The following is a 26,328-nucleotide window of genomic DNA, read 5'->3' on the forward strand; positions in this document are numbered from 1 at the left end:
CCCATAGGTTGTTCCTGATGAGTTGGTGACTTTTGCGCGTACGAAGTATTGTGTGTTTGGGGTGAGGTTTGTCATTGTGCAAGAGTATTGACCTGTGCTTCCTGTGCCTGCGGTGCATTCTTCTGCAGTGTCATAGTCATTACTGGTGGTTGTGTATTGAATGAAGCGTTCCGGGTTTTCTCCACCGGTTGCTGTGACGGTGCCATTGCCTTGGGCTGTGGTTGTTTGGATGATTGTTGTTGCTTGCGTGGTTGCTGTGGGATTGGCGACGAGTGTTGTGAAACTTAATTCACTGCCGTAGGATGTGCCTGCGGAGTTTGTGGCTTTGGCTCTTGTATAGTAGGTGATATTTGGATTTAAATTTGTGATGTCGCATGCATAATCACCTGTGCCTCCTGTGCCTGCGGTGCAACTGTCGGTGTACGTTTCACTTACTGTACCCCATTCTATAAAACGTTCCGGGTTCTCTCCGCCTGTATCTGTGATCGTACCATGACCGATGGCACTACTTGTTGTAATGACTGATGGGGCTACGGTCGTTGTGTCCGGTGTGTCGATGAGTGTGGTGAATTGTGTTTCTTCTCCGTAGGTTGTACCTGCGGAGTTGGTAGCTTTGGCTCGTGCGAAGTATTGTGTGTTTGGTTGCAGGTTGGTGAGATTGCAGGAATAGGTTCCTGTGCCTCCAACACTTGCACTGCATGAACCTGTGGTATAGACATTGGTTTCTGTGCCCCATTCGATCTCTCTTGTGGGGTTTTCTCCGCCGGTGTATGTAATGGTTGCGTTACCCGTTGCGGAACTGATGGTGATGTTTGATGTAGACTGAGTTGTTACGGTTGGTAATGCAACAAGAGTGGTGAATGATGTTTCTCCGCCATAACTTGTTCCTGCACTATTGGTAGCTTTTGCGCGAACGTAGTATGTGGTATTTGGAGAGAGACTTGTGATACTGCATGAGTATGGGCCTGTACTTCCTGTGCCTGCGGTACAGCTATTTGTATATATACCACTGGTTGTGCCCCATTCGATGTCTCTCGTGGGATTATTTCCGCCTGTTGCTGTGATCGTACCGTTACCTATTGCTCCTGTTGATGTAATACTGGTTGTGGATTGGGTGGTGACGGTTGGTGCTACAACGACGACAAAACTAGTTTCGCTTCCATAGGTCGTTCCAGCAGTATTTACAACCTTTGCCCTGACATAATATGTCGTACCAACAGAAAGACCCGTCATACTACATGAATATGCGCCCATCCCGCCTATGCCAGCATTACAAGAATTAGGATATGACCCACTGGTGGTGCCCCACTCGATATATCTGGTAGGATTGTTCCCTCCTGTGTCAGTGACTGTTCCATTGCCCACGGCTGTTGTTGACGTGATGGAGGTGACTGCATCGGTCGTAACCACTGGGGTCGTGATACCTTTTATGCAACGGACTGATTCACCTTGCGCACGGTTAGTATAATTTGCAGGAAACACGCTTGTTCCGGTAATCTGTACGAAATAGGCATAGATACTATATGGAGTGCTTGACCAATAATAACCATTGCCGCCCACAAAATACACTGATGCAGTGTCATAAGCACGAGCTCCTGCCGCTGGTATTTTTAAGGCTGAAGCGGCAGCCGTTGCAGTATTTGTTATGCCGGAAGCACTGATCAATGTCGCCCACTCTGACTGCGTCGGAATGCGAAAACCTGCCGGACATGGATTATTGATGCCATATGTGCCTTGCCAGAGATTGGCATATTGAGGGGAGCGCCAATCATAAGGAGAAGATGTTGCCTTGATAAAAAGGCCATGTCCAGGAGTATTAGTACCGCTAAGAGTCGTAGTGGTGCCACTGGACGTGACTTGATGATTGTCATCACTTCTGCCCCACTGGAAAAGCCATCCGTTGCCGCTAACTGCTAAAGCGCCCAGATTCCGATCAAGCCAGCATTTTCCATCAGCGCCCGTAACTGAACCATACGTAAGACCTCCTCTTGTCACTGTTGACCCACAGACAAAATCCGCACGCACGGCGTGATATGACCCAAGTAAAAATAAGACGATAAAAATAAAAATTATATTTTGTATTTTGTTCATATATTTTTGTTTTTCTTCTTTTTACAGTATAACACGAACATTAATTTTTGCGCAAATTTTTTTTCACGCGAAAGGTGGGGCCATATGGAAAAATTACAAAAAATCTACTTACTTTATCAAATTTCATGGGATAATCTACACAATCACACCGCCACCGAGGCACTTTTTATCATCATAAAACACGGCATATTGTCCCGGGGTGATCCCTTGATCTTTTTGTGTGAGTTGCACATGTGCCGCATTTTCTCCCGTAGCAATGACACTGCACTCATAAAAGACCTCACTGTGACGCAATTTCACACGTAGATCTTTTTTTTGGGGTCCACCACTGATCCAATTGATCCCTTGCACATCACACTGATCTTTGCGTTGATCTGCGCCTGTATATCCATGCGTTACATAGACGATATTTTTGCTCACATCTTTATCACACACATACCACGGACCGTTGTCAATCTCAATGCCGCGCCTTTGCCCGATGGTGTAGAAATAAAACCCCTCATGTGTTCCGAGTTCCTTCCCCGTTTCTTTTTCTACAAATACCCCTGACTGCACACCGAGATGCGCTTTGACAAAATCATGAAACGAGATCTTCCCCAAAAAACAAATACCTTGCGAATCTTTGCGCTTTGCCGTTGCAAGATCGTACTTTTCTGCATATGCACGCACGTCACTTTTTTGCATATGCCCGATCGGGAAAAGTGCGCGCTGTAATTGCTCTTGGCGCATCAAAGCGAGAAAGTATGTCTGATCCTTCACGGGATCAGGCGCGCACATGAGATCAACCAATCCATCTTTTCTTTCTACAACTTGCGCATAATGCCCTGTCGCGATCTTATCAAAGTCTCTGCCATATTTTTCATAAAATGCACCGAACTTCACTTCACGATTACACAGCATGTCCGGATTTGGCGTAAGACCTTGCCTCACTGCATCAATTGTATAGCGCACCACAGACTCATGATATTCTTTTTGTAGTGGCACAACATGAAGCGGTACAGCACACTGCTTACAAACTTTTTCTGCAAAACGCAGATCTTCTTCCCATGGGCACACACCCAGAAAAGACATCTCATCTTCCAACCAGATCTTGAGATAAAATGCATCAACTTCGTATCCTTGTTGCGTTAGCATATGCAACGCAACAGAGCTATCAACCCCACCGCTGACCAATACAGCAATTTTCATACGCACTTCAATTAAATATGGCTTGCGCCTATCGTGGAATAGTTATTTCCCCAAAAGAGCATCGAGTAATGATTCATCCAAAAGAAACTTCCACAAAAAAGCGAGAATAACCACGTAAATCACCCCATAGATCGATGCTTTGATCAAAAATCTTTTTATATCTATTTTCATAATGAATGATTGTGTAAAAATGTATTAACGATCTTCTCCACCTCTCGTGCATCACGTGCCTCCATCAGCTCTGCGCGCAGTTCCCCCGCAAAAGGAAAGCCGTTTGCATATGCTTTGTAATGCTTCTTCATTATGGCAAAATTTTTCACTCCTGTAAAAAGTTCTTCAAATAATTGCGTATGCTCGACCATTCCATGTAATTTTTGCGCTACAGAAATAGCAGGTGCCGGATCGGCAAAAAACCACGGATTGCCAAAAACCCCGCGACCGATCATCACACCATCACACCCGGTTTCTTTCACACGTTTTTTCCCCTCTGCAATTGTGTGCACGTCCCCATTGCCCAATACCAACATCTCCGGACGTAAACCATCACGCATCGCGACAATGCGTGGCATCACATCCCAATGCGCCACCGTCTTGCTCATTTCGCGCTGTGTCCGCAGATGCACCGTCACAGCAGAAATTTCCTGCGCAAAAATATGTGGCAACCATGTGTCGATCTCTTCTTTTTTGAAACCGATCCGCGTCTTTACACTTACCGGCATATCACCCGCGCCGGAAAGTGTCGCGGAAATAATATCGCACGCACGATCAGACGCACAGATCAATGCCGCACCCGCACCCTGCTTGATGATATTTTTTTCCGGACAACCCATATTGATATCAATTCCGTCAAATCCAAGTTCGTGACATAACTCAGCCGCTTTTTCAAAATTTTTGGGTTCAACGCCAAATACCTGCGCAACAATCGGATGTTCACTATCATCAAACCACAAGTGATGCATGAGTTTTTCGCGTCCATCCGGATGCGCCAGACCATCCACACTTACAAATTCAGTAAATATCACATCCGGTCGACTATATTTTGCGATCATACGACGAAAAGCCGCATCCGTTACGTCATACATCGGTGCAAGTGCAAAAAAAGGTCGCTCCAATTGTGTCCAAAATCCTTTCATGCTGTTTTTAGCGTAAATTCATCACTACATATATGTACACTATATCACACTTTTTTTCAAGCATTTGCATAAGAGAAAATGAAGCGAGTACTTGACAAAAACTCTTTTTTGATATATAATCTTTCCATAAGTTGTACCTTGATTATTAACCCAAAAAATAACATGGAGGTGTTATGGGAGAGTACAAAGGCAGTTTATCCCTTTTTTACAAAAAGGGACTTTTACACGCTGTTATGGTAATGGATGTGTCTAATGATGCTATTGAGAATGTCTTAAAAGAAGTTTTTAATAAGTCATTTCTCCAAGAAAAATCTGGCAAACATCGACTGTTTATGCCTGATGGCATTGTTCGATTTACTTCAACAATGCGCGCAAACATCGTAGATCAATTGCAAGCTGTAACTGGGATAAATCAAAAAGATATCCTTTGTCTCATTGATGAAAATGAGCGGTTTCAGCCCAAGCGTTCTGCAATACTTCGAGATTTGGTGCCATGTCTCAAAAAAGAGCTGTCCGAATGCAATCAAACGATTGTGGATACCCAGGCTGAGATTGGCGTATGCATCACCTCAGCAGAACCAAATGAGCAATCGAAACTTCAAGAACTTCGCATTGCGTCATCAGAACGCAACAACAAAGCCGCAAAGAAGACGCAAAAAATATGCGCTACACTGCGAAGAGTTGACATCGGGATATTCGGTACATGTCTCGATTGTGATAACGAGATTGACATTTATCGCCTCGTTGCTCACCCTACGGCAACTCTCTGCATTGAATGCAGAGAAAAGCAGGGGGATTAATACTCTCCACAAAAACCCGACACAGAATCGCTATTCTTGTGCCGGGTTTCTTTTTGTGCAATAACGTCAATTGTTGTTATACTGTATCCATATCACATACATTATTATATTTATGATCACCATCGATACACCCATCACCGAACTTCCCCGCGTTTCCCTTACTCATGCCAAAAAACTTGAGAAGCTTTCCATTTTTACCGTCAAAGATCTCCTTTTGCATTTTCCGTCACGCTATGAGGATTTCGCCACGACATTTCCAATCGCCGAACTCTCTGCAGATTCCAATGCAACCGTCGTCGGCGAAATTTCGCATGTCAAAACCAATCATATCTACAAACGCCATCTTACTGTCACGTCCGCAACAATTTCCGACAACACCGGCAGTGCATCCCTCGTATGGTTCAACCAACCCTTTATCGAAAAATCTTTGTCCGAAGGAAAAAAATATCGTGTGAGCGGCAAAGTCATTCATAATGACAAAAGCGGTTTACATTTTAGTGCGCCTAATATCGAACGCGAAGAGCGCCTACCCACAAGCACGGGTCGCCTTGTGCCCATTTATCCCGAGACCGCCGGCATCACATCCAAGTGGTTGCGCTGGCAGATCGCCATGATCGTAGAGAAAAAAATCCTTCCTGATGAAACATTGCCTTTCAAAATTCTCTCCGAACTCTCTCTCCCGACGATCAAAACCGCCCTCAAACTCATTCACTTCCCCAAAACTGTCGAAGAAGCAACTTACGCGCACAAACGATTCATTTTTGAAGAGATGCTCATCCTCCAACTCATCACATTGCGTACGCGCGCGCAACTCACACGTGAAAAAGCGCTATCGATCCCCTTTGATGAAAAATTGATTCAGCAGTTTGTCGCATCCCTCCCTTTTACACCGACCGATGCACAGAGAAAATGTGCTTTTCAGATCCTCACCGATATGACAAAGTCAACACCGATGAACCGCCTCCTGAACGGTGATGTCGGTGCCGGTAAAACGGTGGTCGCCGCAATTGCTGCGCTACAATGCGCTTCTGCAGGTCATCAAGTTGCAATTCTCGCTCCTACAGAAATTCTGGCACGACAACACTTTGCCACCCTACTGACATTTTTTGAGAAATATAATTTTTCTATCGGACTTCTGACCGGCGCGTACAAAATGCACGGGACACATCCTGCCCTCATACAAGATCTCACCAGACCGCGTATACTTGATCAGATCAAAAAAGGTGAGATCAAAATCATCGTTGGCACACATGCCGTGATCCAAGAAGATGTCCAGTTCAAAGATCTCGCGCTTATCATCATCGATGAACAACATCGTTTTGGCGTCGCGCAACGTGCCAAATTATCACAAAAAAGTATCGAGAGTCATGACGGCAACAAAAAAAGCGTGCCTCACTTCCTCACCATGACGGCAACACCCATCCCCCGCACATTTGCCTTGGCACTTTTTGGCGATTTGCATGTATCCCTTTTGGACGAGAAACCTCTCGAGAGGAAAGAGATCAAAACATCCGTTGTGTCACCGGACAGGAGGGACATCGTCTACGGATTTATCAAGAAAGAGATCGCAGCCGGCAGACAGGCATATATTATTCTCCCGCTCGTCGAAGAATCCGATGCACTCAAAGATATCAGAGCCGCTAAAGAAGAATATGACTTACTTTCTCGCACAGTCTTCACAGATTACTCTCTCGGTCTCATGCATGGACGTCTCAAAGTCAAAGAAAAAGAAAAGCTTATGACAGATTTTAAAAATAAAAAGATCGATATCCTCATCTCCACATCTGTCGTTGAAGTTGGTGTCGATGTGCCAAATGCAACAGTGATGATCATCGAGAATGCAGAACGATTTGGTCTCTCGCAGCTTCATCAATTTCGCGGACGTATCGGTCGCAGTGCGCATCAGTCATATTGTTTCCTTTTTTCTGAACAATTTTACAGCCAGAGACTGAAAGCACTTGAGAGATATACCGACGGATTTAAGTTGGCAGAGATCGATCTCAAACTGCGCGGACCGGGGGAATTTCTCGGATCACAACAAAGCGGTCTGCCGGACGGCGCAATGCAAAACATCTCCAATATCACACTCGTCAATTTGACCAGAAAGTACGCCAAAGAAATCCTTACTACCGATCCCCTTTTCAAGAAGCACCCGCAGTTGCGCGACACGGTCGATCGCTACTATGCACATATTCACATGGAGTGATATTTCTCAATAACGGCATAATATGTTGCAAGCAATTTTTTTGCGCAGACTGTAGCGGTATATTTTTCCCTTGCAATACGCGCCGCATTGCGTCCCATTCGATCACGTAATTCTGCATCATCGATCATTCTTTGTATTGCATCCACAAAACTATGGTCTTCTTTTGTTTCCAAACCATTGATCTCATGCTCTACGAGATCTTTTACACCATTCACACCTACGGCAATGATTGGTTTACCCACATACATGTTTTCTGTCACGATCGTCCCCTGTGTCTCCGACGTGGACGCATAGACAAAAATATCCCCCGCAGCCAAATAATCCTTCACATCACTGCGCTGTACAACACCTGCAAATATTACTCGTTCACTGACTTTTTTTTGCACAAAAATATCCTGCATCTCATCAAGCAGATCGCCTTCTCCCGCACAGAGAAATTTCACATGTGGATTTTTTTGCAAGATTTCTGCGACACTCTGCGCCAAAAAGACCACGTTCTTTTCTTCTGTCAAACGCGACACTGTTACTAACACGAGATCTTTTTTTGTATAATGATATTTCTCCCGTATTTTTTCACCCTGAGGATCCGCAAACAGTTCTTCATCAACTCCTGATGGGATGATGCTTATACGATCATGCACCACGCCAAAATCTCTAATCGCACGATAAATTATTGGAGTTGGCACGATCACATGGTCACATGCATTCGCATAAGACACCGCGTTGTGTATAGCAACCTTCCCCGATACATGTTGTGGGACAAAAGGCATGTAGTGTGTATATAGATCATACAGTGTGTGCCATGTAAAGATCAGTGGCACATTTTTCTTTTTTGCCCATTTTCTTGCCGTTGATCCCAAAAGAATCGGGTGTTGGGCATGCACAATATCGATTTGCAGTTTTTCAAGCACAGCATCGATCTTTGGCGCATATGGCACAACCAAAGAAAAATCCACTTTTGTCGGCACGTCGATGGATGGATAGCGAAAAACATTTTTTTCCTCTTTTTGTACCACCGCACCACCCTTCCATTGCGGCGCAAATATATACACCACATGCCCATCCGTGATCAACTTCTGTCGAAAGCTTTCTATGGACGCACTCACACCATACGGATTGGGAAGATAATTGTTTGTAAAGATCGCAATATGCAGTTTTTCTCCCGTTTTTCCCATAATGAATTTCTGCCTGGATTTAACAGTTTATTGTTCTGACCGTTTCACAAAACGCACCACATCCTGAAACACATCTTTGTGCTTTCCATTGCCCATAAAATTATGACTTGCTTTTTTGATCAATCGCTTCTCTTTGACAGCTGACCCGATCTTGTTGAAAATTTTGTGAATACTCCCACGTGCCACAAGGTGATCATGCGCCGGCTGGATGAGGAAGACCGGTTGCGTGATCTGCTCAATATTATACAAAGAGTTTTTGATCGTCTTGTATGCCTCAAACGCACTACTGATCGGATATTTTTGATAAGAGATCAATTGCGTGATGCTTGGCTGAGCTTGAATGCCCCGCGGATAATATTTCTTTTTGTATGAAAAAATCCATTGCGTCATGTGCGCCATCACCATGCCAATTTTTTCATAACGCATTTTGTACGGCGTACTCATCAAAATGAGACCGCTTACATCCGTATTCTTTTTTGCAACATGTAGCGCGAGATTGCCACCCATCGACATGCCGCCGACATATACACGCGCATATTGCTTGCGCAAACGCTTATACGCTTTATCCACATCACTCACCCATTGCTCCCACGTCACATTTTCCAGATCCTGCGGACGCGTCCCATGCCCTGAAAGAAGCGGTGCATCCACTGCGATCCCCTCCGATTGCAATTCCTCTCCAAGCACCCGCATCTCATATGGTGTTGATGTCCACCCATGAATCAACAAAACACACACATCCCTCTCACCCTTAAAGTGAAAAGGCTTGTTGACCACATTGATATCCATGTGATATCTCTGCAACATGTTCTCGGGGATTTTTTTACGTTTGGCGATCTTATGTAATTTCAATATATGCTCTGTCATGGATCATTTTCAACACTAAAAAAGGGTGCGAACCCCTGTGTCATCTATTGTACCGCCATCTGTCGATTTGGCAATATGCACATAAAAAATCCCGCCGTTATTTACAACTGGCGGGATTCCACGACATTCATGCAATGGACTCAAGGAACTTCTTGATCTGTGCTCTGATCCACATTTCATTCCAATACAGCACCGCCGCAAGACATACGGCGAGAAATGCAAACCATCCACTGCTGAACGCAAAAAGATGTTGTACGATCACAAGTGGGACTGTAGTGATCAACATCGCCACAAAGGCAATTGGCAGTGCCAGGATCACAGAAGCACCCCCATCTCTGCAATTACATTGATGTTCCGGTCTCGTGATCAGGTACAAAAAAGTTATAAACCATACTACTGCTACAACGCTCCCTGTGATAATGTCCATAGATCACCTCTTGTGAATGAAATGTTTTTTGGGAAATAACTACTAACTTTTCATTATACATCATTTTTATCATTATGTCAATCCATCATTTTTTCTCTCTTTTTCATTCTTTTGCTCCGCAACAGTTAAATAATGATCGATATTTGCCGCTGTGATCTCATCCGGTGCAAGTGTGGTATTGTGTCGCAACCGTGCCATGACGCTTTTCTCGATCTTACTGCTGTCTTGCACACTCTGCACAATACGATGCAGTTGCGAACTCTCATCATCAATTGTCCCTGAAGGATATACCGTATCAAATTCTCCGGAAACATATGTGATCGGCGCAGAAATGTTGTTCAATTTTTTCACCAAGTGTCCGTGCGTTAGCTTTTCCGCTTCTGCCAAGCGCTGTCCTATGCGCTCTTTGTCAAACGGACTCTTTGGACGATCAATGTGTGCATACAAACCAGTTTCATAGTCTTTCTCTCCCGCAAAAAACATGCGTGCATTGTATTCCATGGTTGCATGCGCACCCGATGCCAGAAATGTTGTTGCGAGCTTTATGGGACTTTCTTCTTTATTCACACCGGCAGGATTAAGCAATGTGAGACTGGAAACATTTTTTGGATATTTTTCCGCCACAGACGCCATCACCTCACTTCCCATCGAATGCCCGATCACATGCGCCTTCTTGCCCTGCAAAACACGATCAATAACTTGCTGTACAACCTGCGCCTCATGCTCAAAATGATCATTTTTATAATATTCTTGTGACGGATCACTGGAATTGCCGTATCCCGGAAGTGATAGAAGTATCACTCTCCGCCCCTCGCACGCGAGGGAAAAACCCAACTCCGCAATACCTTCCCAACCAGAACCAAAGCCGGGTAAAAGCACCACGGGATCGCCATCACGGTTTTCCTTTTCTGCAACAGAAAGTTCACGATAATCAATGGATAATTTTTCCCCGTTTATCTCTATATCCATTGATCGCTTATTCTCCAATTGTTCTCCGACCTCCGGAATATATTTTTCTCGCTCTGAAAAAACTTCTATAATTTTTTTCGGCTTCTCCGCTGCATTATTTTGCACAAGCTTTTTTTCAAACATATGTTTGATCTATTTAATAATTATTTTATAACATCCTCAAATATTTCTTCTCTGTTTTTCTGGCACATCTACGCCCATATTCATCTTCCGCCAATTCCCAATTTGCCAAAGGAAGTCTCTAAATTTCAAGTGATGAGAGTGTCGAACTTTGACTTTTGGATCATGAATGATCTCATATCCCAAATTCATAAAATGTAATGCCCAATCCGAATCCTCGCCACCCCAACCTCCATTGATATTTTCATTAAATCTATATTGCCTCCACAGATCCTTTCTAATGATCGCATTTGTTGTCCCCAAAAGCCCCACTCTATTTTTTCGCACTCTATATTTCACCATGCCAATGGTATAACCAGAGATATTGTAAAGAATTTTGTCCGTAAAAGTGCCATCTTCATGAGCTATGACAGACGAGTAGACGCCTGCAACTTTTTTATCCTCAAAATTTTTCAATCCCTCTTCCAAAAATTTTTTTGAAATAGGAATGGAATGCCCATTAAGATAAACGAGATATTTTCCCCGCGCATACTCAGCACCAAGATTACACGAGTACGGATGTGAAAATCGACCTTCTGGAATAGCAATCACTTTGCAATGATGTTTTTTTGCAATGTTCAATGTTTCGTCGCACGAATGATCATCAATAATAATAATTTCAAAATCCTGATATGTCTGTTGTTCAAGCATTATCAAAACGTTCTCCAAATATTCTTTTTCATTTTTTGTTCTAATAATAACACTCGTTTCCATATCATTATTTTACAACATCCTCAAATATTTCTTCCGTTTCATGTTTTTTGAAGAGATTGACTGCTGTAAACACAATGACCGCAACACTCAAAACGACCCAGCCTGCATATGTAATATACTGTTCGATCTGCTCATAAAGATACCCAAAGAAATATCCCATGATCACCAAAAACCCGCTCCACAAGATTCCGCCATAAAAAGAAAACTTCACAAAACGACCCAGTGACATCTTCACGATACCTGCAGCTACAAATGTTGCCCAGCACAACCCCGTTGTAGCCTTCACCATAAAGATCGTTTTGCCACCATGTGAAACAAAGAACTTTTCCAAACGCAAAACCAGCTTGCGCGTAATGCCAATATATTTTCCTACACGATTTACAAACGTCATACCCCATTTATAACCCGCGCCATAAAAGAGCAAATCTCCGATCATGTCCCCAATAATTGATAATGCCAAAACGACCCACACATTCAGCAAGCCAAGCGATGCCATAAATGCACCAATGATCGTCACGATCGGCCCCTCGATGATCATCAATGGTAGTAGGATTAGATATCCATAATCTGAAATAAATTGCATTATTGCTAGCTCATTCATGTTATTCTTGCAAAAAAATCGTATTTCAATTATATCATACCGTCCAAATAACGCATGTGTTTCTTTCTCATATCCGCAATACGCGATATAATAAAACGAAATGATATGAAAAAACTATTTGAAAACATTTCACCGCGAGAATATGCCAACGAACATCAGGAATCCGATGCGGAAAATATCAATCTTGGGCGTCGCAACTTCATACGAGGAACGGTGGCACTTGGCGCACTCGGATTGATCGCGGGCAATCCCATCACCAAACAACTGCTCAAACATGCAGCTGACACAAAAAATGATGAGCCCGCTCCTCAATTAGAACTTTCTGATGCTACAGAAAAACTCCGCGAGCAGTTGCACGAATCAGCAAATCAACAAGAGATCCGCACAAAAAATCATGACGTAATCGGCAAAACATTTCGCCAGCAGATCGAAACGCAGGATCATATCACCCTTGATGCGTCCACGCGAAAAGCGATCTATCGATCCTTTCTCGATCAATATAAACCGGGTGGCGAAAATTATCAGACCGGTCTTATCGCAGGCTTGCAACGGATGCAACCGTATTTTGCAGATATTTACGCAGCCTTTAAAAAATATGACAACATGCCGGAAGAACTCATGTATCTCGCAATTGCAGAGTCACATTTCAAGTTTGATGATGTCTCCAATGCCGGCGCTGTCGGACCATATCAAATCACAGAAAATACCGCCAAATTGTATGGTCTGATCGTAAACAACAATTATGACGAGAGACGTGATCCGGTCAAAAGTGCGGAATTATGCGCTAGACATTTGCAGGATAATCGCAAAAAATTCGGTGATGATTGGTCGATCAATCTCATGGATTATAACGGCGGTCACACAAAGCGCTATGAAAAAAACATCATCGAATCCGAAAAAGTCGCCCAAACAAAGGAGCGTTTTACACACGATCTAAACCCCGGTGAAACACTCACGGAACTCGCAATCGCATACAACACATCGGTTACACTCCTCAAAAATATCAACCAACTCAAAGACAGTGAGGTGCGAACACTTCATCCGCCACGAAAGATCAAAATTCCGCAAGCACGTCAAGCAATTACCATGGACGATTTCAACGCATGGTTGCAAGAACAAATCAATGCCACCATACAAAAAACACTGTATGATCTGAAACATAAAGTAAAACCGGGAGAAACACTTAATGAAATTGCGCAAAAATATCATACCGATCCAAACATTCTCGCGCTAAAAAATAATATCTCCAATCCAAAAAGCATTGTCAGTGGCACTGAACTCACCATACCCACACCCAAAGAAAAACGAACGGAAATATTGCTTAATGTCTTAGAGTCCTACAAGGAAAACTTCAATTATCCGGAACGGTTTTATGCCATTCGCGACGTGATCGTATCAGAGAACTTGCAGGAGAAGATGATGCGTGCTGATACAAAAAAATATCATCAAATCACAATCCCAAAAACGAGTATGAAAGAATTGTCCTACACTGTCCCCCGCGGAGGAAGCATTAACGGCGCTTTAAAATATTTCCAGAATGAACTAACGAAAGTATCCAGTAATATATCGCCTGCCACCCTCAAGGGGATGCTTTGCAATACAAACAAAATAACAGATATCCACAAAATCTCTGCTGGAAAAACACTTACATTAAATGCTCCGATCAACACACCGCCATCTCTGCGAGAATTTGCATCAGCACGCAACATTCCCATCGATATATTACGCAATCTCAATCCCGCCGTCTTGAATGTAAACGCCTCTCTTCCGGAAAAAATCACACTGCGCATTCCCGCGTAGATAGACTGCACTCAAAAACAAAACCTCTCTCATGACCGAGAGAGGTTTTTTGATTGGTCTGAGATAAACACGTTTATACCACGATATCTTTGCGCACGATACCATCATTAACGTGGATGTCGCCCTGTTTTTCAAATGTCACGCCACTCACAGGTTGTCCTTTTGCCTTCATATTATACTGACCATTATCCGCAAGAAGATAATATCGTCCGATGGAGTCCGTTACGGCAAATCTCTGCTTTTCGTTTGAATCCTTATCATGCAAACTCACAACTGCAAATGGTACCGGTGTACCACCTGTTGTTTCGATCATGCCATATTTTTTCTTCTTGAAAAAGATCTGATAGATGAAGAGAAGGATATAAATACCTAGCACAACAAAATTAAACGTCGTCGGATAAAAATAGGTAACCACCACTGTCGCACCTGCACCACAGACATATACTGCCATAAAGAAGTATTTTTTCACCAATGATAGCGTAGATTTGTACTGTCGCACTTTCTTTTTGGAATATTCATCCCAATTGATCACGAGTGATTTCATGGCAATATTATACAAGATAATATTATCCCCACCGATCTCAAACTCCCCACCATTATATACATGCCCATATAGTTCATCTTCAGAAATATCTTTGATCAATTCGTAATCTTTTTTGAAAATGTGCATAAAATATTTACCTGGACTCGCAAGAAATCCAAAACGTCCATCTTTATCAGAATATGTTGTTGCAAGCTCTTTTCCTGTTTCATCTGTCAAAAGGATCTTTGTCGCAGGAATCGGCATGCGCGTCACACTATCAAAAACAACACCCCAATTGCGTTCTTCTTTGCGACGTCCAATGATGCCAAAGAGTTCCACAAATTTCAGGAAGATCGAACTGCTAAACGCTCCCGGCATTGCCGTAAATAACGGAACTGCCGACCCCGCGAGCGCAGCAATTGTCCCGGCCGTTGCACCAACTGCCGCAGCTACTTGAAAGGTGCTTTTTCGCTCCTCCGGTACAATTGCTTCACGCAATTCTTCTTTTTTGAGATCTTCTGCCGGCACCGAACCTCCTGACACGATCCCCTCAATCATATCTTGTACATCCTCGATTATTCCTCCTGGCGTTATGATATCGTCGCCACCCGGTGGCACAACAACAGGACACGGCCCCTCGGTATCACCATGCGCAAGATGATCTGCAAGAGAAAGTCGCGCAATTGTTATTGTATTTCCTTCGTGACAAACTTCTACTTTGGTGGTATCTTCTTCTGCTATTGTATTTTCACTTTTAGAACTAGAAAACCCGCTATAATTATCGCTATTTTCCCACGCATATTTTACACGGAAGGAATATTCCGTATTAGGATCAAGATCACCAACTGCCAACGTAACCGTATTACTTCCGCTCACGTTTGCCGTATAATTTACTTCATGTTTTTGCCCCGTCGTTTCATTTGTTACCTCCACAACAAAATCCATTGTTTCTCCGGAAAACGCGCCATCAACCTTTACAACGAGATCCATGGAGGTCGTTGTAATGTTGTTAATATCATCGATCGTAGGAGCGTCAAGATCTGTTACCTCCGATCGCTCATTGGAATACCCACTGAGATCTCCTGTGCCTTCACGCCCATATCGTACACGAAATGTATATTCTGTTCCCGGATCCAAGTCATTGATATTGAGTGCTACACTACTACTCGTCACATCACGCGTCATCTGCACGGTATACGTATCTCCTGTCAATTCATTCTTTACTTCCACAATAAAATCCATGGAGCTACCAACAAAAGCAGGATTGACTACAACGTTCAATGTCGCTTCACTTTTCGTCACATTACTAATCGAATCAAGAACCGGCGGGTCGATCAATGTTGTCGCGATATGCACGGCAGAATCAGCGCTATAGACGTTTTGTCCATCGCGAGAATATTGCACGCGAAATTCATACACTGTCCCTGGTATTAACCCAGTAACGGGTAATGTTGTCCGCGAGCTAGCATTGACATCTTGATCATATGACTGTGTTGTGCTTTCCCCCGTTACAGTATTTCTGATCGTCACGATGAAATCAAGGCTCGTATTTGCATATTCACTTCCAACCTCCACAACAAGATCCAAAGAGCTCGTTGTGATGTTTTCCGATCGAATGATCGTCGGTGTTTCCGGGATTTCATGCATGGAGTTATCCACCGTCACGCTAAGCGTTTGTCCCGAACTGCCACTTGCCGCATTGGCAATGGGCATCAACCCAAAAAAACAAAAAACCGTCAACAATAAAAACACTCTGTTGAAAAAAATTTTCATATCTTTTTATTTATATATAGATGTGTACATTGTATCATTATTTCTGTGTATTGCACAAATATATTGTATGCATAAAATCAAAAACCCGACAATTTATCGGGTTTATGACTGCATATTTGTAGTCCGTAGGGGAATTGAACCCCTGTTACCAGGATGAAAACCTGGCGTCCTAACCACTAGACGAACGGACCAAAATGATGTTTTAAAACAGCAAAATCAATTATACACAAAAAAATCAAAAATGCAATACTCTCTCATTTATAAACGCTCGGATTGCAACACGATCACAAGTAAACGCTTCTTGGCGCGACGAATCAATGTCCCCACACTACTGACAGGTTTATGTAGAATGTCTCCGATTTCTTTGTATGACTTATCCTCAAAATATTTCATCCGCAACACTTCTGCATAATGCACAGGCAACTGCGCCAATGCATCCCGCAATTCGTCCCGCAATTCTGCTTGAAACCATTCCTCCAATGCCACATCGGCACTATCTGCAAAATCTCGCGTAGCAACACCATTGACATCATCAATCGATACTGTTCGATTGTGATTGTTGTGACCAAACCAATTCATCGTTTCATTATGCGCAATGCGATATATCCACGATGAAAACTTTTTATTCGTGTCAAAAGAATCAATGTGACGAAGTGATTTGATAAAAACGATCTGTGTGAGATCTCGCGCCTCATCGGCGTTTTTGACAAGTCGCATGATATAAGCAAAAATTTTTTGTTCATATCGTTTAATGACGCAATCAAAAAAAGCCTCTTCCCCATTTTGCACCTTTGCCACGATCTCATTATCCTCCATCACATCCGTGTCAGTGATGCTAATTCTTTGATTCTTTTCCATAAACAAACATCATTGCAAAAAATGTTCTTTGCACGTACTATTAGAGTACTATATTTCATCTAATCTGCAAATTCCATGCGTATTCTCGCTATCGAAACATCCTGCGATGAAACTGCTGCCAGTATCATTACTGCAACAGATGACCGCATCATCGTGCAATCCAACGTCATTTCATCACAGGTAAAACTCCATGCACAATGGGGCGGTGTTGTACCGAACCTTGCTGCACGCGAACATACAAAGAACATTATTCCCGTCCTCACAGAAGCACTCACTACCGCAGATACCACAAGAGACACCATTGATCTGATTGCCGTTACACAATGCCCCGGGCTCATCCCGGCACTTCTCTCCGGTGTAAGTGCAGCGAAAACTCTCGCATACGCATGGCACAAACCCCTGATCGGCATCCACCACATCGAGGGTCATATCTATGCTAACTGGCTATCTGCCGATCGCATGATCATTTTTCCCGCTCTTGCACTTGTTGTTTCTGGCGGGCATACGCAACTCATCCTCATGTCCCACCATTGTCACTACGTGATTATCGGCGAAACGCAAGATGATGCCGTCGGCGAAGCATTTGACAAAGTAGCACGCATCCTCGGACTCGGTTATCCCGGCGGACCGATCATTTCCGCACGCGCACAAAAATATGCCGACACATGCAAAGAAAATCCTCTCACACTTCCACAACCGATGCGTTCAAGTGGAGATTTTAACTTTTCTTTTTCCGGACTCAAGACAGCCGTACTTTATCTCGTCAAAGAATATCGCAAAAAAAATCACCTCCAAGAAAAAGATGCTCTTCCGGAAGATTTCATCGACCAAGTTGCCCATGCATTTCAATCCGCCACCGTTGACATCCTCACATTCAAGACGCTTCGCGCCGCTAAAAAATATGCGCCGCGATCAATACTTCTCGCGGGTGGCGTAAGTGCAAATACACAACTACGTCTATCACTAGGAGACATGATCGCCACAGATCTATCTGATAAAGAACTCTTTGTCCCCGCACTGCCATATTGCCTTGACAACGCCGCCATGATCGCCACAGCAGCATACTATCGCCACCAACACATGAGCAAAGAAGTGCGAGAATCTCTCACACTTCAATGGAAAACACTTCAAGCATATGCACACCACCCCTTGGAAAACGTCAAGTAAACCAAAACATAAACATACCTATGCAAAAATAATATTTTTCTTGAAAAACAGCACCAATGCTGTTATGCTGTTACATATATATTCTAAAAATACTTTTATGAAAGAATTATCAAAAAGCTACTCTCCAAAAGCCATTGAAGACACCATCTATAAAATGTGGGAAGATTCCGGGTTTTTTAACCCTGACAATCTTTCCGGCGAACCATTTTCTGTCATGATGCCACCACCAAACGTCACGGGCGTCCTTCATCTCGGACATGCATTGGAAAATACGATCATGGATGCCAAAGTGCGCTATGAACGTATGAGTGGCAAAAAGGTTCTCCTTATACCAGGCACTGATCATGCCGCTGTTGCCACGCAAGCAAAGGTTGAGAATATCCTCATAGAACGCGGCATCAAAGATCCGCGCAAAGAACTTGGTCGCGAAAAGCTTCTCGAAGAAATCCGCACCTATGCGGAAAAATCCAAAAAAACGATCATCTCTCAAGTGCGTAAAATGGGGACAAGTTGCGACTGGAGCCGTTTGGCATACACATTTGACGACACACGGAGCACCGCAGTAAATATTGTGTTCAAAAAAATGTTTGACGACGGTCTCATCTATCGTGGTTATCGTGTGATCAACTGGTCCGTCAAAGGACAATCTACATGTTCTGATGATGAACTGGAATATATTGAACGTCCTGCTAAATTGTATACTTTCAAGTATAGCAAAGATTTTCCCATTACAATTGCCACAACGCGTCCCGAAACCAAACTCGGCGACACTGCCGTTGCTGTGCACCCGGATGACACGCGTTATAAAAAATACATTGGTCAGATTTTTACTGTGGATGTTGGCGCAGAAAAACCCCTTTCGATCAAGGTGATCGCCAGTGTCGACGTTGATCCAACATTCGGCACAGGCGCACTCGGCGTTACCCCGGCACACAGCGCTGTCGATTTCGACATGTACGAGAAACAAAAGACTGCTAATGATCCAATCGATCTGATCCAGGTAATTGATGCGCATGGCATGATGGCTCCTGCAGCAGGGACAAACTACGCCGGCTTAAGCGTTATTGACGCACGTGAAAAATTCGTCACACAGCTCAAAGAGAACGGCCTCTTAGTAAAAGAAGAAGATACTATACAAAACGTCGGAACATCCGATCGATTCAAGGACGTCGTGGAAGCTTTACCGATGACACAATGGTTCATCGACGTAAATAAAAAAATTCCCGGTAAGGACAAAACACTTAAAGAGCTCATGATGGACTCCGTCACGATCGGTTTGCATGGAAATACGGAAGAAAAGATCATCATCACGCCAGAAAGATTCTTGAAAAATTACAGCAATTGGATCGAGAATCTCCGCGATTGGTGTATCTCCCGACAAGTATGGTGGGGACATCGCATCCCCGTGTGGTATAAAAATAAGTCGAAAGTCAAAAATCAAAAGTCAAAAGTAGAGGAAATGTACGTCGGAACACAGCCCCCAAAAGGCAAAGGATGGGTACAAGATCCTGATACATTGGACACGTGGTTTTCCTCCGGTCTGTGGACTTTTTCCACGCTTGGTTGGCCGGAAGAAACTGTGGACTTCAAAACATTTCATCCCAGCAGTTGGATGCAAATGGGTCATGAAATCCTCTTTTTTTGGATGGCGCGCATGATCCTCATGTCTACATATACACTTGACCAAATTCCATTCAAAGATGTCTATATCCACGGAATTTTACGTGATGAAAAAGGAAACAAATTTTCCAAATCGGCCGGAAACAATATCGACCCACTGGAGGTGATCGAGCAATATGGTACCGATGCGCTTCGTCTCAGCCTACTCTTTGGCATTGCCCCGGGCAATGATTCCAAATATTATGAAGAAAAAGTTGTTGGCGCGCGAAACTTTATCAGCAAACTATGGAATATCAGCCGTTTCATTCTACAAAAAACATCTGACACCGACCTTTCTGCAAACGACCTTTTGCCACATGATCTTACCGTTTTTGACAAAATGATCTTGGAAAAAATGCGTGACCTCACAAATGATGTGGCACGCGATATGGATGCATATCGATTTGCACAAGCCGTAGAAAAACTCCACAATTTCACCTGGCTGGAACTTGCAGATTGGTATATCGAAGTAACAAAGTTTGAAAACAATGTGAACACGAAGAATATGATCCTCCGCATGATCTTAGAGGACATTCTTGCATTGTGGCATCCATTTATCCCTTTTGTCACTGAAGAAATTTGGCAACATATGCAGAAAAAACGTCTACTACTTATCTCCCCATTGCCCGCAAAAGATAAATACGAAAGTCTGGTTGGGACAAATGATACAGGATCCCAACAATCTAACTTAATCAAAGAACTTATCACTACAATTCGCACCATGACCAAAGAACAAAATATCACAGCGAAAGATCTCCACATTTTGATCGATGACACACAACGCACATCTGGGCCAAAAAATCTGGTATCAACACATGAAAACATCGTCAAAAAACTTCGTACAGGCGTCAACAATATTACATTGATCGCATCGCACGATAATGTGCCTGATAATGCCGTTTCCGCAACCACACTCCATGGCATCACGATCCACATTCCGCTTGATGGATTGATTGACATTGCAACTGAAAAAAAGAAAAAAGAAGCGGAACTCACAGAGGTATGTGCCTATATTGCCACCCTTGAGAAAAAATTATTGGATGAACAGTTCGTTAAAAACGCACCAAAAAAGATCGTTGAGAGTGAGAAGGAAAAATTACAAACTGCACAAAGCAGAAAAGAAAGCATCATGTCACAAATTACAAATCTGCAGTAAATATATGCGCTATAGCGAATCACTGATTTTGGGATTACTCACCGGCTGCACAGCACTGATCGTGCAGGTGTTTATAAGTATTTTAGGCGACATCTCTTCCGTCACACTATTGCCACAAAATTATGATCCACAAAATTTGCACGCTACCCTGTGCGCCATGCTACTGATTGCCACCATTGAAGAAACGCTGCGCTTCATCATTGCAATCAAAAAATTCTCTATCCCTGTCGAGGGCGTTACGCCTACGCAGTCGTTTTTGCTACATGGTTTTTTTCTGGGTAGCGGATTTGCTCTTTGTGAAATATTGCTGGCAATTGCCAAGTTGCAGCATATTACCATATCACTGTTTCTTTTTATATGGCCGTTTCTTATCCATATCATCGTGAGCATCTTTGCGGTGTATATTGCAAGAAATTACAGGAAAAAGATGATTTTCTTTTGTGTTCTGCTGTGTGCAATTATCTTTCACGCTTGTGCAAATTTCGCAATTCTCATAACATTCAATTAACCACATACTGTAATTACTTATCCACACCGTTCTTGCATCAAAACCCATAGTATTTTATAATGTCATTGTAGTTGTAGATGAAAAATTAACATAATTTTATGATGAAAGAAAAGAGATCATTTCTGAACAGATTTTCTGGATCGCAAGAAACAGAACAACACACGATACAAAATCCACAACAGCCAATCTCCATGCCTGTCTATGCCGATGAGGAAGAGACCCGCATGCAGGTCGACAATTACCATAGCGACCCTTCATTGCACAATGAATGGAGTCAGGAAGAATTACAGTCAGATGATGCAGAGGGTCAATTGACAATTGATGTTTATCAGACAGATACAGAAATTGTGATCAAATCAACCATCGCCGGTGTCAAACCCGAAGACCTCGATGTATCGATCAGCAATGACATGATCACAATCAAGGGCGACCGAAAAAATGAGGAGGTTGTCGATGATAATGGCTATTACTACCGTGAGTGCTATTGGGGATCGTTTTCTCGCTCTGTTGTTCTCCCAATGGATGTTTTGGCAGACAAAATTGACGCTACGCTAAAAAATGGCATCCTAACAATTCGTCTACCAAAGGCAGATGTAACAAAAACCAAAAAAATTCAAGTGCGCGGATTTTAAACCGGGATTTCGGAAAGTGTTGTTGTAATTTGTGCACTTTTTGTGATATATTTATGGAGGGTGCCTATGCACTCTCCTTTTTGTAAATTTTACACCAATGTCAAAAAAAGGATTTTTCGTTATTTGTTTGGCCATGGGATCTTTTTATCCCTTTGTTACTTTTGCAACAAACAACTCCCCCCTACCAATTGCCATATTGACGATTGACGGCCAAGAAAAAGAAACGATCACGACAACAGATATTCAAAAATTCACATCTATTCATACAAAACGAACGCAGCAGATCGGTTATCAAAGCGAGATTGAAAAGCCCGTATCGTGTTTTGAATTTACATCTCCTCCAAGGCCTTGCCTCATTACTGCATACACGCGTGATGCTTACGCAACAAAAATAACATCACAAGTATCCATTGATGGAGTAGCAATCAAAACATTTGTTGAAGATATTGCACGAAAGATCAATACCGACCCCGTCAATGCAAAGTTATCCTTTAGTCCGGAAACACAAACATTCGAGGAAATTGAACCGCATGCGGATGGCATCACAATTGATGTAGAAAAAAATGTTGCACAAATCACAGAAAAGATCGCCAATCGAAACAATCCCGTCCCGCTAAAAATTGCATTGATCTATGACACGAAACCGGCGACTGTCACACATGCACGCGCCAATGCGCTTGGCATTGTTGAGCTTATCGGTGAAGGTCGGTCAAACTTCAAAGGTTCCACACAAAGCCGTATCCACAACATTCAGACTGCGGCGAAAAGATTTGATGGTCTCGTGATCGCACCGAATGAGGAATTTTCTTTCACTACCATACTCGGTCCGGTAGACGGTGAACATGGATACAAAGAGGAATTAGTGATTCGCGACAATGAGACAAAGCCGGAATTTGGTGGCGGAATTTGCCAAGTCTCTACAACCGTTTTTCGTGGAGCAATTTTTACCGGCATGAAGATCACACAACGACATAATCACTCTTATCCTGTGCATTATTACACGCCCACGGGATTTGATGCTACCGTATACGTACCAAAGCCAGATCTTCGATTTATCAATAACACGCCTGGATATGTCCTCCTTACCGTAAAGACGGAAGGGACAGAGCTCGTTTTTGATTATTATGGCAAAAAAGATGGACGCACAGTCAAAATGGAAGGCCCTTTCGTTACCGACAGACAGCCTGACGGTGCAATGAAAACATACTTTACGCAAAAAGTCACTGATAAGGACGGAAATATAATAGTTGATGATGTTTTCAAAAGCAATTACAAATCACCAAATGACTATCCACATCCCGGAGATGTTGCTAAGCTCGACAGTAAGCCGGATAACTGGTCTAAAAAACAATGGGATGACTACAAAAAAGCCAATGGATTATAGTTAAACATTGGCTTTTTTAATTTTTCACCATAAAACTTTCGTATAAAACGTGTCTATTATTTTAATATTGAAATAAATTTTTATTTTTCTAGATTTTCACTGATAACAATAGTCGACGGAATATGAAAGTTATCTGTCGAATCTTTAAAGGATAGCTTTCGCAGTTTTGCTTCTAAAACATTGGGCGATTGATCATCCTTTCTTATTATTATTGAACATTGAAAATTATATTTTCTGGTCAATGGTAACATATGTTCTTTTACGGTAGCATAAATTTGAAAACCAGCACTTTCCAGTTCTTTAAAAATATCAAATACCTCTCTATCTGGACCTATTTCCAAACCCAACTGATTTGCCTCTTCCCTCGTCTCTAGTGTTGGCGCTTCAAAAGTATGCATATACAAACACTTTTTACCCCAATCTCCTCTCAAATTAGCAGGTTGTATTCTGATCTCTCCATCTTCTTTGATCATCATAACAGCCTCTTTCAATGCATTTCTTGTAATTTCTCTGTCTTTGTATTGCGTTATGCTGTTATTAGCAAGGACCAAATCGAAACTCTCTTCCTTAAAAGGAAGATTCTGATGTGAACCAGAAACTTTATATGGGGCTTCTTTAATTTTTTCATATGCCGGTTCTAAATTTCCAGAACGATCAGCAAATGACTTCCAATCCATATTGGATCTTATAATATTTTTTTTAAATTTTTTCACATTACTTCCAAGAAAAGAATATATTGGATCCATGCCAACAACCATCACCCCTGATTCTTGAAATTTTTTACTCGTTTCCACTGAAAAATCACTAAGTCCAGAGCCGATATCCAAAATTTTTTTTGAAGACAATTCTTCTTCGGAGAGACAAAAATTTTTTAGATACTGTTTATAAGTTCTATCTGTAACCTTTCTTTCTTCCGGGGATTGAAAATCTGGTTTTTTTTGATTTTGCCCAAATCTAAATTTATCAAATCCAAACATATTGTTTTTTAAAAAATACAACTAAATTATACACGAAACAATTTTAAACACAATTGACCTGTTGAATTTTAACCAACAATGTTTAAATTCAGTTATTTTAAAAAAATATAAAATCAATACTAAAAGTACTCAAAAGTACAAGAGCGATGTCGGACATTAACAGGTGTGACACCTTTAGAATTCGAGCATCTATTGCAAGAATTCATTAAAGTTTGAACTAGCTCAAAACGTACTCAGCGCAGACGTGGTACAAATATCAGAGCGACCAAAGTTGGTAGAAAAAGATTTCTGAAAACCCTAGAAGAAAAATTGTTTTAGATACTGTTTACCACAAATGTTACTCAACCTATGATCTTTTGGTCTTCATCTATGACTGCAACCATTCTAACTCATGTCGCAGGCAGTTTAAACTCAGCAAGATACTAGAAAAAAACTCTTGACAAAAAACTGATTTTACCTGAAGGAAGAATACATGCGCTGGAAGAATTTTTCAAAAGCAACTACAAATCACCAAATGACTACCCACATCCCGGAGATGTTGCCAAACTTGATAGTAAACCGGATAACTGGTCTAAAAAACAATGGGATGACTACAAAAAAGCCAATGGATTATAACCCACTGGCTTTTTTGACTTCTCACTTCGGATACGACATCCACTCCAACTAAAGAAAGACACGGGGCCTCCTATAAAAAACATCCCAAAATCAAAAAAATTAAAATATCTTTTGATTTTTTATTTTCAATTTTTTACTTAATATCGTACCCCGGGAGGGATTCGAACCCCCGACCAACGGGATAGAAGCCCGCTGCTCTAATCCACTGAGCTACCGAGGCGCGCGGTCCATTTCATAATTTACAAAATGAACCATTTTTGTACGCCGTGAAGGATTCGAACGTCGCTTCACTCCTTGAGAACCAACGGTTCTCAATACACTCCTCCACAGGGAAACTATCGTTTCCCCGACCCCCTTCCACGTTCGAATCACTTACTGCACACAAGAACTTTGTGCGCCGTGAAGGATTCGAACCTTCGACCGTTTGGTTAAGAGCCAACTGCTCTACCGACTGAGCTAACGGCGCAACAAGATGAAGTATATAGAAAAAAGACAAAGTAGTCAACCACATTTTTTTAAGATCACCCAAACTAGCCCTATTACCATCTGGTATAGGGCAAGCCATTCTATAATTCCTACTCCCACTCCCCAACTCCTACCCCCTAATTGTAATACCCACTCGCATCAGATGTTGCGGTAAATGTCACTTCTCCTGTGTATTGTCCTGACGGTTGAGATGGGATGACATCGACTTTGTAACAGATGTCTGTTGTGGTTGCGGTTGCTTGGTAGGCTGTGACCGCACTGATGGCTTGTGGTGTGTCGGGGATGCCGGCGTAGTCATTGGTGTCCGGGTTTGTGCCTTCCGGACATTGGTTTGTTTCATTCCATATACCATCGAATGTGTTGTGTGTCGTGTCTGCTTCGGGAAATTGTGTGACAGAGAAGCCTAGACCTTTTGTGGTTGGTGCAGACCAGTTTTCTGTGGTCATGGTGGATTCATTCC

22 protein-coding genes and 3 tRNA genes are annotated in these 26,328 nt (G+C 42.5%); 8 read left to right on the forward strand and 17 right to left on the reverse strand.

The genetic code is table 11. From position 1 onward, the window contains the following. From WC819_06540 to WC819_06555, 4 genes are all read right to left on the reverse strand, one after another. The coding region (locus WC819_06540; protein ID MFA5986975.1) for an FISUMP domain-containing protein at nucleotides 1-2,091 on the reverse strand (2,091 nt) is incomplete at its 3' end. A gap of 135 nt (nucleotides 2,092-2,226) precedes the next feature. Next, entirely contained in the window at nucleotides 2,227-3,279 is a 1,053-nt protein-coding gene (gene mnmA / locus WC819_06545; protein MFA5986976.1) for a tRNA 2-thiouridine(34) synthase MnmA, read from the reverse strand. 42 nt (nucleotides 3,280-3,321) lie between these two features. Further along, the gene (locus WC819_06550) at nucleotides 3,322-3,450 is read right to left on the reverse strand and encodes a hypothetical protein (GenBank protein MFA5986977.1); all 129 of its coding nucleotides are present in this window, start codon (nucleotides 3,448-3,450) and stop codon (nucleotides 3,322-3,324) included. Beyond that, nucleotides 3,447-4,412 (reverse strand): tRNA-dihydrouridine synthase, encoded by a 966-nt coding sequence (locus WC819_06555; GenBank protein ID MFA5986978.1) that lies wholly within the window; start codon nucleotides 4,410-4,412, stop codon nucleotides 3,447-3,449. Before WC819_06555 ends, WC819_06550 begins: the two co-directional genes overlap by 4 nt. Before the next feature lie 173 nt (nucleotides 4,413-4,585). On the opposite strand from WC819_06555, the gene WC819_06560 reads away from it, so the two are divergent. Next, nucleotides 4,586-5,212 carry a TraR/DksA C4-type zinc finger protein gene (locus WC819_06560; protein ID MFA5986979.1) on the forward strand — a complete coding sequence of 209 codons (627 nt, stop codon included), beginning with the start codon at nucleotides 4,586-4,588 and terminating at the stop codon, nucleotides 5,210-5,212. Nucleotides 5,213-5,324: 112 nt separating this feature from the next. Then, on the forward strand, nucleotides 5,325-7,418 hold the full coding sequence (gene recG / locus WC819_06565; protein ID MFA5986980.1) for an ATP-dependent DNA helicase RecG: 2,094 nt from the start codon (nucleotides 5,325-5,327) through the stop codon (nucleotides 7,416-7,418). On the opposite strand, the gene WC819_06570 is transcribed toward recG, so the two are convergent. The 6 genes from WC819_06570 to WC819_06595 all read right to left on the reverse strand — a co-directional run bounded on the left by WC819_06570 (nucleotide 7,406) and on the right by WC819_06595 (nucleotide 12,312). Next, nucleotides 7,406-8,593, reverse strand: coding sequence for a glycosyltransferase (locus WC819_06570; protein ID MFA5986981.1), 1,188 nt, complete (start codon nucleotides 8,591-8,593; stop codon nucleotides 7,406-7,408). The genes recG and WC819_06570 overlap by 13 nt on opposite strands. Before the next feature lie 27 nt (nucleotides 8,594-8,620). Beyond that, nucleotides 8,621-9,460 (reverse strand): alpha/beta fold hydrolase, encoded by an 840-nt coding sequence (locus WC819_06575; protein ID MFA5986982.1) that lies wholly within the window; start codon nucleotides 9,458-9,460, stop codon nucleotides 8,621-8,623. A gap of 127 nt (nucleotides 9,461-9,587) precedes the next feature. Beyond that, complete coding sequence (locus WC819_06580; GenBank protein ID MFA5986983.1) at nucleotides 9,588-9,887, reverse strand: hypothetical protein; 300 nt, start codon at nucleotides 9,885-9,887, stop codon at nucleotides 9,588-9,590. 72 nt (nucleotides 9,888-9,959) lie between these two features. Continuing rightward, nucleotides 9,960-10,979 carry an alpha/beta hydrolase gene (locus WC819_06585; protein ID MFA5986984.1) on the reverse strand — a complete coding sequence of 340 codons (1,020 nt, stop codon included), beginning with the start codon at nucleotides 10,977-10,979 and terminating at the stop codon, nucleotides 9,960-9,962. A 36-nt stretch (nucleotides 10,980-11,015) separates the two neighbouring features. Next, nucleotides 11,016-11,729, reverse strand: coding sequence for a glycosyltransferase family A protein (locus WC819_06590; GenBank protein ID MFA5986985.1), 714 nt, complete (start codon nucleotides 11,727-11,729; stop codon nucleotides 11,016-11,018). 4 nt (nucleotides 11,730-11,733) lie between these two features. Then, nucleotides 11,734-12,312, reverse strand: a complete 579-nt coding sequence (locus WC819_06595) for a DedA family protein (GenBank protein ID MFA5986986.1) — start codon at nucleotides 12,310-12,312, stop codon at nucleotides 11,734-11,736. A 123-nt stretch (nucleotides 12,313-12,435) separates the two neighbouring features. On the opposite strand from WC819_06595, the gene WC819_06600 reads away from it, so the two are divergent. Continuing rightward, complete coding sequence (locus WC819_06600) at nucleotides 12,436-14,130, forward strand: transglycosylase SLT domain-containing protein (GenBank protein ID MFA5986987.1); 1,695 nt, start codon at nucleotides 12,436-12,438, stop codon at nucleotides 14,128-14,130. A 73-nt stretch (nucleotides 14,131-14,203) separates the two neighbouring features. Here the strand turns inward: WC819_06600 and WC819_06605 are convergent, their stop codons facing one another. The 3 genes from WC819_06605 to WC819_06615 form a co-directional block, all read right to left on the reverse strand. Then, the gene (locus WC819_06605; GenBank protein ID MFA5986988.1) at nucleotides 14,204-16,426 is read right to left on the reverse strand and encodes a fibronectin type III domain-containing protein; all 2,223 of its coding nucleotides are present in this window, start codon (nucleotides 16,424-16,426) and stop codon (nucleotides 14,204-14,206) included. A 119-nt stretch (nucleotides 16,427-16,545) separates the two neighbouring features. After that, nucleotides 16,546-16,617, reverse strand: a tRNA-Glu gene (locus WC819_06610). A gap of 67 nt (nucleotides 16,618-16,684) precedes the next feature. Then, on the reverse strand, nucleotides 16,685-17,284 hold the full coding sequence (locus WC819_06615; GenBank protein ID MFA5986989.1) for a sigma-70 family RNA polymerase sigma factor: 600 nt from the start codon (nucleotides 17,282-17,284) through the stop codon (nucleotides 16,685-16,687). Between the two features lie 75 nt (nucleotides 17,285-17,359). Here WC819_06615 and tsaD point away from each other — a divergent pair, with 75 nt between their 5' ends. From tsaD to WC819_06640, 5 genes are all read left to right on the forward strand, one after another. Further along, entirely contained in the window at nucleotides 17,360-18,451 is a 1,092-nt protein-coding gene (gene tsaD, locus WC819_06620) for a tRNA (adenosine(37)-N6)-threonylcarbamoyltransferase complex transferase subunit TsaD (protein ID MFA5986990.1), read from the forward strand. 97 nt (nucleotides 18,452-18,548) lie between these two features. Then, nucleotides 18,549-21,266 carry a valine--tRNA ligase gene (locus WC819_06625; protein ID MFA5986991.1) on the forward strand — a complete coding sequence of 906 codons (2,718 nt, stop codon included), beginning with the start codon at nucleotides 18,549-18,551 and terminating at the stop codon, nucleotides 21,264-21,266. Between the two features lie 4 nt (nucleotides 21,267-21,270). Beyond that, nucleotides 21,271-21,774, forward strand: coding sequence for a hypothetical protein (locus WC819_06630; GenBank protein MFA5986992.1), 504 nt, complete (start codon nucleotides 21,271-21,273; stop codon nucleotides 21,772-21,774). 98 nt (nucleotides 21,775-21,872) lie between these two features. Then, nucleotides 21,873-22,406: an Hsp20/alpha crystallin family protein gene (locus WC819_06635; protein MFA5986993.1), complete on the forward strand. Its 534-nt coding sequence runs from the start codon at nucleotides 21,873-21,875 to the stop codon at nucleotides 22,404-22,406. Between the two features lie 133 nt (nucleotides 22,407-22,539). Further along, nucleotides 22,540-23,790 carry a VanW family protein gene (locus WC819_06640; GenBank protein MFA5986994.1) on the forward strand — a complete coding sequence of 417 codons (1,251 nt, stop codon included), beginning with the start codon at nucleotides 22,540-22,542 and terminating at the stop codon, nucleotides 23,788-23,790. An 80-nt stretch (nucleotides 23,791-23,870) separates the two neighbouring features. Here the strand turns inward: WC819_06640 and WC819_06645 are convergent, their stop codons facing one another. From WC819_06645 to WC819_06660, 4 genes are all read right to left on the reverse strand, one after another. Beyond that, the gene (locus WC819_06645; protein MFA5986995.1) at nucleotides 23,871-24,767 is read right to left on the reverse strand and encodes a methyltransferase domain-containing protein; all 897 of its coding nucleotides are present in this window, start codon (nucleotides 24,765-24,767) and stop codon (nucleotides 23,871-23,873) included. 761 nt (nucleotides 24,768-25,528) lie between these two features. Continuing rightward, nucleotides 25,529-25,602, reverse strand: a tRNA-Arg gene (locus WC819_06650). A 173-nt stretch (nucleotides 25,603-25,775) separates the two neighbouring features. Next, nucleotides 25,776-25,848 (reverse strand) — tRNA-Lys (locus tag WC819_06655). A gap of 136 nt (nucleotides 25,849-25,984) precedes the next feature. Continuing rightward, the coding region (locus WC819_06660; GenBank protein MFA5986996.1) for a hypothetical protein at nucleotides 25,985-26,328 on the reverse strand (344 nt) is incomplete at its 5' end.

The organism is Parcubacteria group bacterium (assembly GCA_041660065.1).
Classification (GTDB): domain Bacteria; phylum Patescibacteriota; class Minisyncoccia; order Moranbacterales.